The organism is Jeotgalibacillus proteolyticus, from assembly GCF_050107735.1.
GTDB lineage: Bacteria > Bacillota > Bacilli > Bacillales > Jeotgalibacillaceae > Jeotgalibacillus > Jeotgalibacillus proteolyticus_A.
The window spans coordinates 56,699-69,816 of record NZ_JBNILO010000014.1 but is presented as its reverse complement, the minus strand read 5'-3'; the positions used below and the strand labels follow the sequence as shown (position 1 = coordinate 69,816).

11 protein-coding genes are annotated in these 13,118 nt (G+C 42.8%); 7 read left to right on the top strand and 4 right to left on the bottom strand.

Annotated features, from left to right (window positions below):
* Nucleotides 1–185 precede the first annotated feature (185 nt).
* Both ACQCT8_RS17360 and ACQCT8_RS17355 read right to left on the bottom strand, forming a co-directional pair.
* Complete coding sequence (locus ACQCT8_RS17360) at nt 186–1,424, bottom strand: aminopeptidase (protein ID WP_426873226.1); 1,239 nt, start codon at nt 1,422–1,424, stop codon at nt 186–188.
* 123 nt (nt 1,425–1,547) lie between these two features.
* Nucleotides 1,548–2,087, bottom strand: coding sequence for a peptidylprolyl isomerase (locus ACQCT8_RS17355; protein WP_426873255.1), 540 nt, complete (start codon nt 2,085–2,087; stop codon nt 1,548–1,550).
* A 317-nt stretch (nt 2,088–2,404) separates the two neighbouring features.
* Between ACQCT8_RS17355 and kapB the strand changes: the two genes are divergently transcribed.
* Nucleotides 2,405–2,806: a sporulation phosphorelay system protein KapB gene (gene kapB, locus ACQCT8_RS17350; RefSeq protein ID WP_426873224.1), complete on the top strand. Its 402-nt coding sequence runs from the start codon at nt 2,405–2,407 to the stop codon at nt 2,804–2,806.
* Between the two features lie 273 nt (nt 2,807–3,079).
* Here kapB and kapD read toward each other — a convergent pair whose 3' ends face one another.
* Nucleotides 3,080–3,703 carry a 3'-5' exonuclease KapD gene (gene kapD / locus ACQCT8_RS17345; protein WP_426873222.1) on the bottom strand — a complete coding sequence of 208 codons (624 nt, stop codon included), beginning with the start codon at nt 3,701–3,703 and terminating at the stop codon, nt 3,080–3,082.
* A gap of 363 nt (nt 3,704–4,066) precedes the next feature.
* On the opposite strand from kapD, the gene ACQCT8_RS17340 reads away from it, so the two are divergent.
* Entirely contained in the window at nt 4,067–5,269 is a 1,203-nt protein-coding gene (locus ACQCT8_RS17340) for an MFS transporter (RefSeq protein ID WP_426873220.1), read from the top strand.
* 28 nt (nt 5,270–5,297) lie between these two features.
* Complete coding sequence (locus ACQCT8_RS17335; protein WP_426873218.1) at nt 5,298–7,148, top strand: transglycosylase domain-containing protein; 1,851 nt, start codon at nt 5,298–5,300, stop codon at nt 7,146–7,148.
* Nucleotides 7,149–7,477: 329 nt separating this feature from the next.
* Here ACQCT8_RS17335 and ACQCT8_RS17330 read toward each other — a convergent pair whose 3' ends face one another.
* Nucleotides 7,478–8,047, bottom strand: a complete 570-nt coding sequence (locus tag ACQCT8_RS17330) for a DUF5366 family protein (protein ID WP_278240480.1) — start codon at nt 8,045–8,047, stop codon at nt 7,478–7,480.
* Nucleotides 8,048–8,472: 425 nt separating this feature from the next.
* On the opposite strand from ACQCT8_RS17330, the gene ACQCT8_RS17325 reads away from it, so the two are divergent.
* From ACQCT8_RS17325 to ACQCT8_RS17310, 4 genes are read left to right on the top strand one after another with little or no spacing between them, the layout of a single operon-like run.
* Nucleotides 8,473–10,878 (top strand): Na+/H+ antiporter subunit A, encoded by a 2,406-nt coding sequence (locus ACQCT8_RS17325; RefSeq protein WP_426873216.1) that lies wholly within the window; start codon nt 8,473–8,475, stop codon nt 10,876–10,878.
* Complete coding sequence (locus ACQCT8_RS17320; RefSeq protein WP_426873214.1) at nt 10,875–11,300, top strand: Na(+)/H(+) antiporter subunit B; 426 nt, start codon at nt 10,875–10,877, stop codon at nt 11,298–11,300. The genes ACQCT8_RS17325 and ACQCT8_RS17320 overlap by 4 nt, the downstream gene beginning before the upstream one ends.
* On the top strand, nt 11,300–11,641 hold the full coding sequence (locus tag ACQCT8_RS17315; protein WP_426873212.1) for a Na(+)/H(+) antiporter subunit C: 342 nt from the start codon (nt 11,300–11,302) through the stop codon (nt 11,639–11,641). Before ACQCT8_RS17320 ends, ACQCT8_RS17315 begins: the two co-directional genes overlap by 1 nt.
* Nucleotides 11,634–13,115 (top strand): Na+/H+ antiporter subunit D, encoded by a 1,482-nt coding sequence (locus ACQCT8_RS17310; protein WP_426873210.1) that lies wholly within the window; start codon nt 11,634–11,636, stop codon nt 13,113–13,115. Before ACQCT8_RS17315 ends, ACQCT8_RS17310 begins: the two co-directional genes overlap by 8 nt.
* Nucleotides 13,116–13,118 lie beyond the last annotated feature (3 nt).

Genomic DNA, 13,118 nt, shown 5'->3' with positions numbered 1-13,118 from the left:
CATTATACCAACTCATCACCCGACCTGCCACCTGGGGACAATGAACGTTTAGTGACACACTGCTTCGTTTCCCTGCATTCTTTCCTTCGTTTTACCTGACCCTGACGTGCAAAAGGGTCCGGTACACTGCTTTTAGCAAAAACGCTTCTGAAACCTACGGAAACGTCCCGCTCCCTTCCTCTATGTTAGAAAGCCCAGTTTCCTTTTCTGAATACCGGCTCGACCCTGCCATCAAAATGAATGCCATCAATCTCCATGTCAGCTGACCCGATCATGAAATCCTCATGGACTACACTGTCATTTAACCCATGCACTTCCCTTTCCAGATCATTCATGTGAGCTCCACCTTTTACACAAACCGGGTAGCAGGATCCAAGAGCAAAATGATTGGAGGCATTTTCATCAAACAAAGTGTTGAAAAAAAGAATTCCTGAATTTGATATGGGTGAACGGTGAGGAACGAGGGCAATTTCTCCCAGATAATCAGATCCATCATCCATGCCGACGATTTTTTCAAGAAGTTCCAGACCCTGATCTGTTTTGATACTCACCACTTTTCCTTCTTTAAACGTTAATGAAAAGCCGTCTATGATATTCCCCTGATAAACTAACGGTTTGGTATTAGAGACCACTCCATTTACTCCAAGACGGTGAGGAACTGTATAGACCTCTTCGGTTGGCAGATTCGCGATAAACGGGTGACCCTGTTCGTTTTTACTCGCTCCTGTCAGCCAGATATGATCTTCTGGCAGCTCGACAGTAATATCGGTTCCTTCCCCTTTGTAATGGAGCTTGGCGAAATTTTTCTCAGTCAGTTGATCCGCTCTTTTCTGCAGGAGCTCTATATGATGTCTCCATGCTTCCACTGGATCATCGTGATCAAGACGGACAATTTTAAAAATGGCGTCCCATAATTTTTCAACCCGTTCATGATCAGGCACATCCGGGAACACCTTATCTGCCCATTTTTGAGAGGGCAGTGCAAGAATGGACCAGCTGATTCCGTCTTTTTCCAGTACTTCGTAAAAATAGTCCAGTGATTGTGCTTTTACTTTGGCGTATGACGTGATGCGGTCTGCTGCAATCCCCTTAAGTAAATCAGGATCCTCCGATTCTATACTGAGAATGGCTCCTTTCTTGTCGATCAATTCTCTGTGGGCGGCGACAAGCCACGGAGGATAAAAATGAAAGGCCTCCTCAGGGGCTTGTTCATAATGGGTCCGCGTGACTTCTTCATCATTCCATTGAACATGTACATTTGCTGCTCCAGCCTTATAGGCTTTTTTCACAACTTTTCGAACAAAATTTTCTGTTCCGATTGAAGCGGCTATCCACAAATACTGACCAGGCTGTATAGTAACGCCGACTTTCACGGCAAGCTCTGCATATTCTTCCAAAGCGCTGTCATACTGCTCTTTGTTCATTTCTTTTCCCCCCTTAATATAAGTTTTTTAATTGAATTTTCTTCTGATGGAGACACAAAAACGGTGGCGCTTCCGCAAAGACGGAAGTTCCACCGTATTCTTAAATCCAGCTCACGTTACTCTTTATTCCTGTATAATCTCAATTGATTCGATAATGACATCTTCATCGGGTTTATCGCTTTCGTCTTTATCCACTGCAGCGATTTCATCCACGACATCCATGCCTTCAATGACTTGTCCAAAAACCGTGTGTTTTCCATCCAGCTGTGGTGTGCCGCCATTCTCATCATATGCTGATATTACTTCTTCAGGAAATCCTGCTTCTTCCATTTGACCGGTAAATCCTTCTGGCAATTCTGTATTTTGTACGATAAAGAACTGGCTTCCGTTTGTATTAGGTCCTGAATTGGCCATGGATAGGGCACCGCGAATATGGAGTAAAGATGGGGTAAATTCATCTTCAAACGCTTCTCCATAAATACTTTCTCCGCCTCTGCCTGTCCCTTCAGGATCTCCACCCTGGATCATAAATTCTTCGATCACACGGTGGAACGTAACACCATCGTAGTATCCGTCCTTACTGTGAGTCAAAAAATTCTCTACCGTTTTAGGAGCATATTCAGGGAAAAATTTAATTGTTATTTCCCCTTTATTGGTCACCATTTCAGCAACAGGCTCGTCTCCCGAAGCCTCTGCATCCAGCTGAGGATATTCAACCGGTTCACCTGAATCAGCTTCTCCTGCAGACTCATCTGCTTCTTCTGATTCAGAGGTTTCCTCCGTTTGTTCTTCTTCTGCACCGCCACTCGATGCATCTTCTTCATTTGACCCGCAAGCTGCAAGCATCAAGATAAAAATCAAAAAAATTCCAAGTAATTTAATTTTCATATTATTCGCCTCCACCAATACTTTACCTTAAAAAGAACAAAAAATCATCCGTTTGTTTTACAATAGAAGGAAGGAATGAAGGGAGTGGTAAGATGTCACAGATTGAAGTCGGGCAGATAGTAAGAGCCTTTTACAAAACCGGTGCTTATATCGGACAAATTACAGAACACAAGGGCAGCCATGCAGTAGTTCAAATAAAAGAAGTGATGAAGCATCCAAAACAAGGCGATCTTCACCATCCAAACGAAACTGAGGTACCGCTTTTTCACGAACGCAAAGCTCTTGCATTCAATGAACGAGCGAATATTCCCCTCACCATGATAAAGCCTTTTGATGAAGAACCAGGAGATTATTTTGCCAGCTTAAAGAAATCTGTTTCAGCCCTTGAACAGGAATTGGAAAGCAAATCGGGGGCCTATGAAGAAAAAAGTTATAAAGCGCTTCAGGAAGTAAAGAAAGAATATGTGCTTATGTATTCCATCGATTTTAATTGAAAGGGTCATTTATTCATCTTTGATCTCTGAGTTTAAGCGTTTAAAAAGAGGCAGGGACAAAACTCAAGAAAGGTTTAAAAAGAGGATATATTTATGATTAGTAGTAGGTAAGCGGAGCGGAAGGTTGCGGCTCCCTGCAGGACATGACGGCAAGCTGAGACTCCGCAAGGCAAAGCCTGAGGAGGGCTCAGCGCCGTCCCTGCGGAAAGCATCCGCCTGAAGCGAAGTGAACCGATCGTAGAGCTTGAGACACTTTTGTCCGAGGCTCTTTTTTTATTGAACAAGCAGCTGCTGAAGCTTTGTGAAATCCACTCTTTCTCCCAATGTCGTCGGCTCCACTTTATTCAAGTAGCGCTTGTCCTTCTCTACCAGCTGGTAAATATGGTACGTGGTCATCGCGTCATCAAGCGCTTTATGGTGATTTCCTACGCCATCTCTTCCATATTCCTGCACTGCCTTCCATAAGCCTGTCTGATTACGGTCTCCAAAAAACCGTTTGTATTCCATGGACAGATCAATGAATTCGCCGCTTAATGGAAAAGGAAGACGCGCACGTTCACAGTTTTGCCGAAGCACTTTCATGTCCATATTTCCCCATGTAACCACTTTATTATGTCCCCCGTTATTCAGCGCCGCCAGCTTTTTCACAAGAGCCGCAAGCGTCATCCCCTGGTCAACATCCTCCTGCGTGATAGATAGAAAGGATCTGCAGCGTCTTGTCAGTCTTTTAAATACCCTCGGCTTTACATAACTTGAAAATCGATTGGTTTCAGTCCGGTCCAGTACACTGATCAGACCCACTTCTATAATCTCCGGAAAAAATCCTTTAGGTCCCCGGCCTTCAGGCATGGAAAATTCAAAATCAATAAAGATTAAAGCTGGTTCATTTCCCTTCATTTGTTTTTCTCCTTTCTTCAAGGCTGTTTAAGCCAGCCTTTAATCTTTAGCTGCTGTTGAATAGCTTAGCGATCCTTCCCTGCAGCGCCTCTCTTAAAAACAGTGCTTGTCCTTTTTCATTCTATAGAAAACAGCTTATATACAATCTTTTTCCAGCTGTTCTGAACAGCTGTTTATAAAATTATTATGTTTGATTATATCATGTTCATAGGGGCAGAAGGAACAGAAGTCTGAATTTTCTTACGACAATTAACGCTTTCTTTCTGCAGTTGCACACATTGTGCGATCCTGTATACTTATTTAGAAAGACGAAATATTATCTGCTTTTTTCAAAGCATGTACTAAAAAAAGAAGGTGTAAGTATTGACGCAGGAAAAAAAGAACCTGGTAATCATGTGGGTGGCAAATTTTTTAGTCGCCGCAAGTGCTACCATGGTTTTGCCGTTTTTATCACTTTATATCGATACAATGGGAAATTTTTCGTCCGAATATGTACAAAAATGGTCGGGCATGGTTTTTGGCATCACATTTCTAAGCGCTTTTATCGTCTCTCCTATTTGGGGAAGGTTTGGAGACCGGTTTGGCTATAAGCCGATTTTGTTAATAACAGGATACGGCATCGCACTTTGTATTTTTTTAATGGGCTTTATTCAAACTGTTGAAGGATTATTTATACTCCGGCTGTGCATGGGATTAGTCACAGGCTTTATTCCTACATCACTTGCGTTTATTTCTTCTCAGACCCCCCGCCATATTGCAGGACGCACGCTCGGAACTCTTCAAATGGGTACGGTATCCGGCAGTTTGCTAGGTCCGCTTATGGGAGGCCTTCTTGCAGATGCATTTGGCTTCAGCTATACATTCCTCATAACAGCTGTTTCTATCACTCTTGCTGCCACAGTTGTTTTAATAGGTATTTCAGAAAAGAAAAAATCAGCCGATACTAAAGAGGGAACCATTTATACACGGAAAGAAGTTTTTAACCATATTACAAGCCATCGCCTTTTACTAACCGTGATGGCACTTTCATTTTTAGTTCAAATGGCCAACTTCAGCATTCAGCCGCTGCTCGCCTTATATGTAGGGGGTTTGACCTCGGCGTCTAATATCGCATTTTTATCTGGTCTGGCGTTTTCCGCAACCGGCTTTGGAAACCTGATCGCCACACGCTCGTGGGGAAGGATGGGTGATAAAATCGGCTACGAGAAGGTGCTTACTCTACTGCTGATTTTGTCCACTTTATTCATTATTCCGCAGGCACTGGTAACGGAGCTTTGGCAGCTTGTCATTTTACGATTTTTGTTCGGGATGGCAATAGGGGGAATTATTCCAAGTGTTACGGCTTTTATCCGTCACGCTGCTCCTGTTTCCATGCAGGGGGAAGTGCTTGGATACAATCAAAGCTTTCGATTTTTAGGAAATGTCATTGGTCCGACATTTGGCGGGATTGTATCTGGGTTTATTGGCATTTCGGCTGTTTTTTACGTAACAGGCGGATTATTTCTTTGTGCATTCGGTCTGTTATGGTGGAGTCGAAAGCAGACGGCTGCTGTCAAACAAGTGTAAGTTTAAATTTAGAAACGAGTGAATGATTATGCGCATGACCATAGGCTATATCGCAATTGGGCTTTTACTTCCACTATGTCTGTTTTTCTGGATTGGAACGAATAAGGAATATCGAAGTGTTTTAACATTTAATGAGGCTCTTTCTGCAACCATTGACGTGGAGCAGTCTTTCCCTAGCCAGACGAGTTTTTTGGTTGATAAAAACGGTGACCGGTTCTCCCAAGGATCGTCTGAACTGCGCTACTATGCAGAAGAAGACCAGCTTCCTGATTTTTTAAAGGACCTCATCATCTATTCTGAAGATCGGAATTTTTATGACCATATCGGATTCGACGCAGGCGCCATTATACGGGCTGTCGTTAAAAACCTGGTGTTTACTCATATTCAGCAGGGAGGCAGCACGATAACTCAGCAGCTTGCACGAAATTTGTATCTGACACAGGAAAAAACGTATAACCGTAAATTAACCGAGCTTGTTTATGCATATGAGCTGGAACAATCACTGACAAAAGATGAAATCTTGGAAGGATATTTCAATATTATTTACTTCAGCAACGGGGTGTACGGCATCCGCGCTGCTTCTCTGTATTATTTTCAGCAGGATTTAGAGGAATTGTCTTCCGCACAGCTCGCGTTTCTTGCTGCGATACCCAATAACCCGGGTAAATATGACCCGATTGATCACTTTGATGCCGCAAAAGAACGCCAGGAACGGCTTATTGATTTAATGGTGGCCGAAAATAAGATTCAGCGGGATGAAGGAGAACAAATGAAGACTGAAAAAATTAGTCTCGATCTCTATCAATCCATCGACCTATACCCTGATTATGCGGTCTATGTGGAGCATGAATTAATGGAATTAATTGCGCTTACTGAAGGCTATGCTAAAAAAATCCAGCAGGCAGATTCAGACGATCAGGCAGATCGGGTTCAAAAAGCTTTGAATGAGCGCACTGACCAAGTCCTGCAGTCAGGCGTCACCATTCATACTGCCCTAGACCCTGTACTTCAGCGTAAGAATATCCAGGCCGTTCAGAACAACCTGCCTTATGAGGGAGTCGAAGGTGCAAGCGTCATGATCCGAAATGCTACTAGAGAAATCGTCTCGGTAGTTGGAGGCAAAGACTACCAAAAATATAATTTCAACCGGTCGTTTCAGGCGGTCAGACAGCCAGGATCCTCGATTAAACCGCTGCTTGTCTATGGCCCTTACATTGAGCATACCCAGCCCGCCCTGTCACAGATCATTGATGCAAGCAGCTATTGCAAGGAGACGTACTGCCCGGAAAACTACGGGGGTGCAAACTATAATGATGTTACGCTATCGAAAGCTTTTCTTCTCTCACTTAATACTCCTGCAATCCGTTTACTTGAAAGGACAGGTGTAGAAGAAGCACATCAATATCTAACACCTTTCTCTTTTAAGCATGTGGAGAAACAGGACGAAACACTTGCTTCTGCTGTTGGCGGATTCACCTATGGCATGACGCCTCTTGAAATGACAGATGCCTACACCAGTTTTATTGATGGAACGTATACAAGTTCCCGCGCAATTGTAAACGTAACAGATGCTCAGGGAAATATCCTATATGAATGGCCAAAAGAATCTGTAACCGTCTGGTCTCCTCAAACAACATCTAAATTAAGAGACTTGCTCTCACAAGCAGCGCTGACAGGTACAGGAAAGCCTGCTTACGTCAATAAACCTTACGTAGGAATCAAAACAGGAACAACCAATCAGTACTTTGATTATTGGACAGTAGGTTTAACAGATGAATTCACAACCGGTGTATGGGTAGGTCATGATCTGCCGCAAAGTATGGAGATGATCGAATATGACAGACCGGCACATGCTATTTGGCGGGAGATCATGCAGTAAAAATAAGTAGACGATGCGGAGGTGTTTGTTCTATTGTCTTTATCTAAAATTGAAGAAAAAAATATCCAGCATAACAAAGAGGCTGGGGCAAAACCTATGAAAGTAAAAATTGAGGATATATGTATGACCAGCATTAGGTGAGCGGAGCGGAAGGTAGCGACTCATGCAGGAGATGACGGTTGCTTGAGACCCGAAAGGCAAAGCCTGAGGAGGGCTCAGCGCCGTCCCTGCGTCCGCCTGAAGCGAAGTGAACCGGGGAGCTTGAGACACTTTTGTCCCAAGCTCCCTTTTTAATTCTATCCATGATGGAAGACAATCAAATTGTCCACTCAAAGCTGGTCAAGGATCGGCAGGCTTGCCATAAGGCTGTTGTAAAGTTTAACAATTACATAAAGAATACTGGAAACCAGCACGGACCAAATAAGCACCTCAAATAAGATAACACCAATGGTTCCAGCTGTGGTTAATGTCGTGCTCGTTTTCACAACAAAATAAACAAAATAGATAAATGAAGTAACCAGGAAAATGCTGACCAGACCAATAAAGGATTTCAGGCTCGCCACGCTTGCCAAAGAGCCTGCAAAATAAATTATGGAGCCTGATCGGACAAGCTGCAGCACCTTCCCTTCCCGATCTCTCGAGAAAAAGAGTAATGCAACTTCATTGATCGTTTCTGCAATTAACTTTAGTGCAGCAAAAACCATAAAAAACAGGATCATCAGCATGATCAAAATGAATAGTTTAAGTTGAATATCCGATAAGAACTCGCGCATGCCCGCATAAATTCCGATTCCTTTAAACAGGTCCACACATACTCCAACCCCGTAAACGGAAAAGGTTAAGCTGAACATCAGTATTGAGAAAAGCGGAAGATAGCCGGTTAAGTAGGTATTTTTCATGAATCTCTCCTAGGATCTAACTTACAGCGTTCTCTATCATATTAATCGTTTGAGATAGGAATGAAAAGGAAATTTTGTTTTTCTGAGAACCCATGCCCTTTTATGACATTAAATCAGTTGATTTACCCGCCTGTTAAAAAGAGAAAACCCTGCCGCGAAATTCGACAATTTTATTAAATTATGTTCATTTTTAATCTGTTTCTTCATATATATAAGCGGATTTGAACGCCGCCTTTCATAGACTTTCAGGCATGCACAGAATGTATATTTACGTTATACTTCTATTTACACAAACAATTGATCAAATCACAAAGGACTGCGTATGCAGATAAACGCTGCTTACTGATGTAGTCCTTATTTACATGTGTAGCCTCTTGTTATATGGGGAAATCTAATGTGATGAATGTATTAAGGAGGGATTTTCGTTGTCGTTGCTTCACCTAGCTATAGTCCTGCCTTTTTTGGCGGCAGTTTTCATCCCTTTTTTGTTTAAAGGCTTGAAAAACATTCATACGGGATGGTTTGTTCTACTCGTTCCGCTATTGCTTTTTATTTACTTTATTCAATACCTTCCTGTTACCAGGGATGGTGAATCTGTGACAAAAACAGTCGAGTGGATTCCTTCACTTGGAATTAATTTTATCGCCCATGTAGATGGACTTGGCTTGTTATTTGCCATGCTGATCACAGGAATTGGCGCACTCGTTGTCCTTTATTCGATTTATTACTTAGCAAAAGAAAAAGAAGCATTGCACAATTTCTATGTTTATCTTCTGATGTTTATGGGTGCCATGCTCGGTGTTGTTCTTTCCGATAACTTAATCGTGCTGTATATGTTCTGGGAATTCACCTCTATTTCCTCTTTTCTTTTAATTGGATATTGGTACGACCGGGAACGTTCGCGCTACGGTGCTCAAAAGTCCATGCTGATTACTGTCTTTGGCGGACTTTCCATGCTGGGGGGAATTGTTCTTCTCTATTTAATGGGCGGCACCTTCAGCATTCAGGAATTAATTGGTCTGTCAGATGTATTAATTACTGACCCGCTATTTATTCCCGCATTGATTTTAATTTTACTTGGAGCTTTTACTAAGTCCGCACAGTTCCCGTTTCATATCTGGCTGCCTGATGCAATGGAAGCCCCGACGCCGGTCAGTGCGTATCTTCACTCTGCCACGATGGTAAAAGCGGGAATCTATCTTGTAGCTCGAATGAGTCCTGTATTTGCTGAATCGGGACTATGGCTGTGGCTGGTTGCCGGTTTTGGGATATTCACCTTGTTCTGGGGTTCCTTTAATGCCGTTAAACAAACGGATCTGAAAGCCATTCTCGCCTATTCCACGATCAGTCAGCTGGGGTTGATTATGTCCCTTCTTGGCGTAGGCGCAGCAGCCCTGCATTATGATTATCTGGATGACAATATTTACATGATTGCTACAATCGCAGCAGTCTTTCATTTAATCAATCATGCCACCTTTAAAGGAAGCTTGTTCATGATGGCGGGGATTGTCGATCACGAAACAGGCACCAGAGATATCAGAAAGCTTGGCGGTCTGGTCAATCTGATGCCGATTACCTTTACTATTGCAATTATCGGATCCTTTTCAATGGCAGGACTTCCTCCATTTAACGGGTTCTTAAGCAAAGAAATGTTCTTAACTGGAATGCTTTCGGTCCTGGAGCTTGATCTTTTTAACTTAAGTACATGGGGCATATTATTCCCAGTCATTGCCTGGATTGCGAGCGTTTTTACATTTGTTTACAGCATTAAGCTCGTATTTAAAACGTTCCTTGGCAAACCGCAGTTTGATCAATTGCCGAAAAAACCGCATGAAGCGCCGATTGGCATGCTCATTTCGCCGCTCGTGCTTATCTCAATGGTCGTCCTGTTCGGATTCTTCCCAAATCTGCTTTCCAACAGTATGATCAAACCGGCTGTCGAAGCGATCCTTCCAAGTCTTGTTGACGCAGGACAGGAAGTAGATGTTCATATTTATTTCTGGCATGGTTTTCAGCCTGAATTATTTATGACGCTTGGCATTATTCTTTTTGGAATTGTTTTATACTCTACCCTCGCAAAATGGCAGGGCGTGTATAATCGCATTCCTGAACGACTGACATTAAACGGTCTGTATGACCGCGGCCTAGCCCGAAGCGAGTCAGGCGGCTACCGTTTAACCAGCGGCGTCATGACAGGGTTTATGAGAACATATTTAGTGTATATCTTTTCATTCTTTGTTGCGATTCTTTTGTCAACTCTCATTATTAAAGAAGGTTTTGTTTATGATACATCCGGACTTGCAGCAATCCAGAGCTACGAAGTCATCCTCGCGCTCGTTCTGGTAGCTGGAGCTGTGACGATCCTGTTTGCAAAATCCCGGCTCACATCCATTGTGGCTTTAGGGGTAGTGGGATATTCGGTTGCCCTGTTTTTCGTCCTATTCAGAGCGCCTGATTTGGCTCTGACACAGCTAGTCATCGAGACGGTTACGGTTGCATTGTTTCTGCTTTGTTTTTACCACTTGCCTGAAATCAGCAGAAAAGAAGAACGGATGCGATTCCGCTTTGGAAATGCGGTTCTATCCTTGCTTGTTGGGGCAACAATGACATTGATTGCCATGTCTGCTTTCAGTCAGCGTACGGATGAATCCATCTCTCAATATCATATAGACAATGTATATGAACTTGCAGCAGGAGGAAATATGGTAAACGTTATTCTGGTGGATTTCCGGGGCTTTGATACGCTGTTTGAAATCAGCGTACTGGGGATTGCTGCCCTTGGCATCTATGCCATGGTCCGGTATCGCACGGCAAGGAGTGAAAATGAATGAAAAAGACCAATGATTTGATTTTACAAACTGTAACGAAAGTCATTTCGTTTATCATCATCTTATTCTCCATTCATTTGTTCTTTGCCGGCCATTACACACCTGGCGGCGGATTTATCGGAGGATTGATGACCGCAGCGGCGCTTGTGCTGCTGCTGCTGGCTTATGATACGAAAACACTGAACAAAATTTTGCCGTTTGATTATAAACTCATGACAGCAGCCGGATTATTAATTGCTGTTTTGACAGCAGCTGGTTCATTGTTATTCAACGTTCCTTTTTTCACACATGCTTATGACTATTTTGATCTTCCTTTATTAGGTGAAACATCGCTTCACACAGCAGTTTTATTCGATATAGGAGTGTACATGGTGGTAATCGGCATAACAATGACCATTATTCAAACGATAGGGGAGAGTGAATAATGGAATTTCTAATGTGTATTGTAGTCGGAATTCTGTTTGCCAGTGCCGTCTATCTCATGCTATCTAAAAGCTTACTAAGAATTATAATAGGGACAGGCCTTTTAAGTCACGGTGCTCACTTGCTGCTTCTTACAATGAGCGGTTTAAAGACTGGAGCTGCACCGGTTTTAGCGGATAATGTCACATCCTACACAGATCCGCTGCCTCAGGCTCTTGTTCTAACAGCCATCGTGATCAGTTTCGGGGTCACTGCCTTCTTCCTGGTGCTTGCTTACAGAACGTACCAGGAGCTGGGAACAGACAATATGGAAGAAATGAGAGGTACCGAAAGCCATGATTAATTTACCTTTGCTTCCAATTTTAATTCCACTGCTGACTGGCGTCATCTTAATGTTTTTCCCGAAACGCATTAAGGCGCAGCGAATCATTTCAATTATTGCAACTATAGCAACCATTGCCGCAGCTTTAGTGCTGGTTGCTGAAGTCAGGCAAAACGGCATCCAGACATTAAACTTAGGCAGCTGGCCGGCGCCATTTGGAATTCCTTTAGTTTCAGATATGCTGTCAGCCTTACTGGTCCTGACTACAGCCATTATAACATTAACCGTAATTTGGTATTCCATCTACTATCTGGATGATGAATACGAACGTTACTTCTATTACATTGCCGTTCAGTTCTTAATGGTAGGGTTAAATGGAGCATTTACAACAGGTGACATTTTTAATATGTTTGTATTTTTTGAAGTGTTCCTGATCTCCTCCTATTTGTTAATTGTTCTTGGTGGAAAAAAAGCTCAGCTTCGAGAATCAGTTAAATATGTGCTGATTAATGTCATATCTTCTGCTCTATTCGTATCTGCTGTTGCTTATTTGTATGGAGTAGTCGGAACACTCAATATGGCTGATGTCTCAGTCAAAATAGCAGAATTAAATGACCCGGGAATTATTACGGTTATCGCCATATTCTTTTTGCTTGTATTTGGACTTAAAGGCGCGATCTTTCCGTTGTATTTCTGGCTTCCCGGTTCTTATCACGCTCCGCCGATACCGGTGCTTGCTTTATTCGGGGCATTATTAACTAAGGTCGGCGTATACGCGATCATGCGAACCTATACCTTGTTCTTCTACCACGATACAGGGTATACACATCTGATTTTAGGTGTCCTCGCACTATTAACAATCGTCATAGGATCAATAGGAGCCCTGGCGTACAAAGATGTTAAAATGATCATTATCTATAACATCATTATTGCAGTAGGCGTCATTTTATACGGTGTTGCGGTTATGACACCAGATGGGCTTGAAGGAGCTGTCTTCTACCTGCTCCATGATATGATCATCAAAACAGCGCTGTTCCTTTTAATCGGGATTATGATGGCTATTGCAGGGTCAAGTCATTTGAAATCTATGGGCGGGATGATCAAAGAATACCCTTGGATTGGCTGGACATACTTTGTCGCAGCACTCTCACTTGCAGGAATCCCTCCACTAAGCGGTTTTATTGGAAAACTTCTCATTGTACGCGGAGGATTTGATGCAGGAGAAATGATTGGACCTCTAATTATTTTAGGATCGAGTTTAATTGTTTTGTATTCCGCAATGAAAATCTTCACCAATGGCTTTTGGGGAACGCCAAAAGAATATACAGGAGCAAAGGCGCACCTTGCTTCACGTTTGTGGATTCCTGCTGCTGTACTGATGGTCATTGCCATCGCCTATGGTGTAGGAACCGAAGCAGTCAGACCGTTTATCACACAGGCTGTCGAACCGCTCATAAACCCTGCAATCTATATAGAAGCCGTGCTAAAGGAGTAATGT

Coding starts and splice junctions, on each gene's coding strand:
- kapD (WP_426873222.1), bottom strand. CDS start 3,703: ATGAAGGGAAATGAACCAGCTTTAATCTTTATTGATTTTGAATTTTCC.
- ACQCT8_RS17320 (WP_426873214.1), top strand. CDS start 10,875: ATGAAAAAGACCAATGATTTGATTTTACAAACTGTAACGAAAGTCATT.
- ACQCT8_RS17330 (WP_278240480.1), bottom strand. CDS start 8,047: ATGAAAAATACCTACTTAACCGGCTATCTTCCGCTTTTCTCAATACTG.
- kapB (WP_426873224.1), top strand. CDS start 2,405: ATGTCACAGATTGAAGTCGGGCAGATAGTAAGAGCCTTTTACAAAACC.
- ACQCT8_RS17335 (WP_426873218.1), top strand. CDS start 5,298: ATGCGCATGACCATAGGCTATATCGCAATTGGGCTTTTACTTCCACTA.
- ACQCT8_RS17315 (WP_426873212.1), top strand. CDS start 11,300: ATGGAATTTCTAATGTGTATTGTAGTCGGAATTCTGTTTGCCAGTGCC.
- ACQCT8_RS17360 (WP_426873226.1), bottom strand. CDS start 1,424: ATGAACAAAGAGCAGTATGACAGCGCTTTGGAAGAATATGCAGAGCTT.
- ACQCT8_RS17355 (WP_426873255.1), bottom strand. CDS start 2,087: ATGGTGACCAATAAAGGGGAAATAACAATTAAATTTTTCCCTGAATAT.
- ACQCT8_RS17310 (WP_426873210.1), top strand. CDS start 11,634: ATGATTAATTTACCTTTGCTTCCAATTTTAATTCCACTGCTGACTGGC.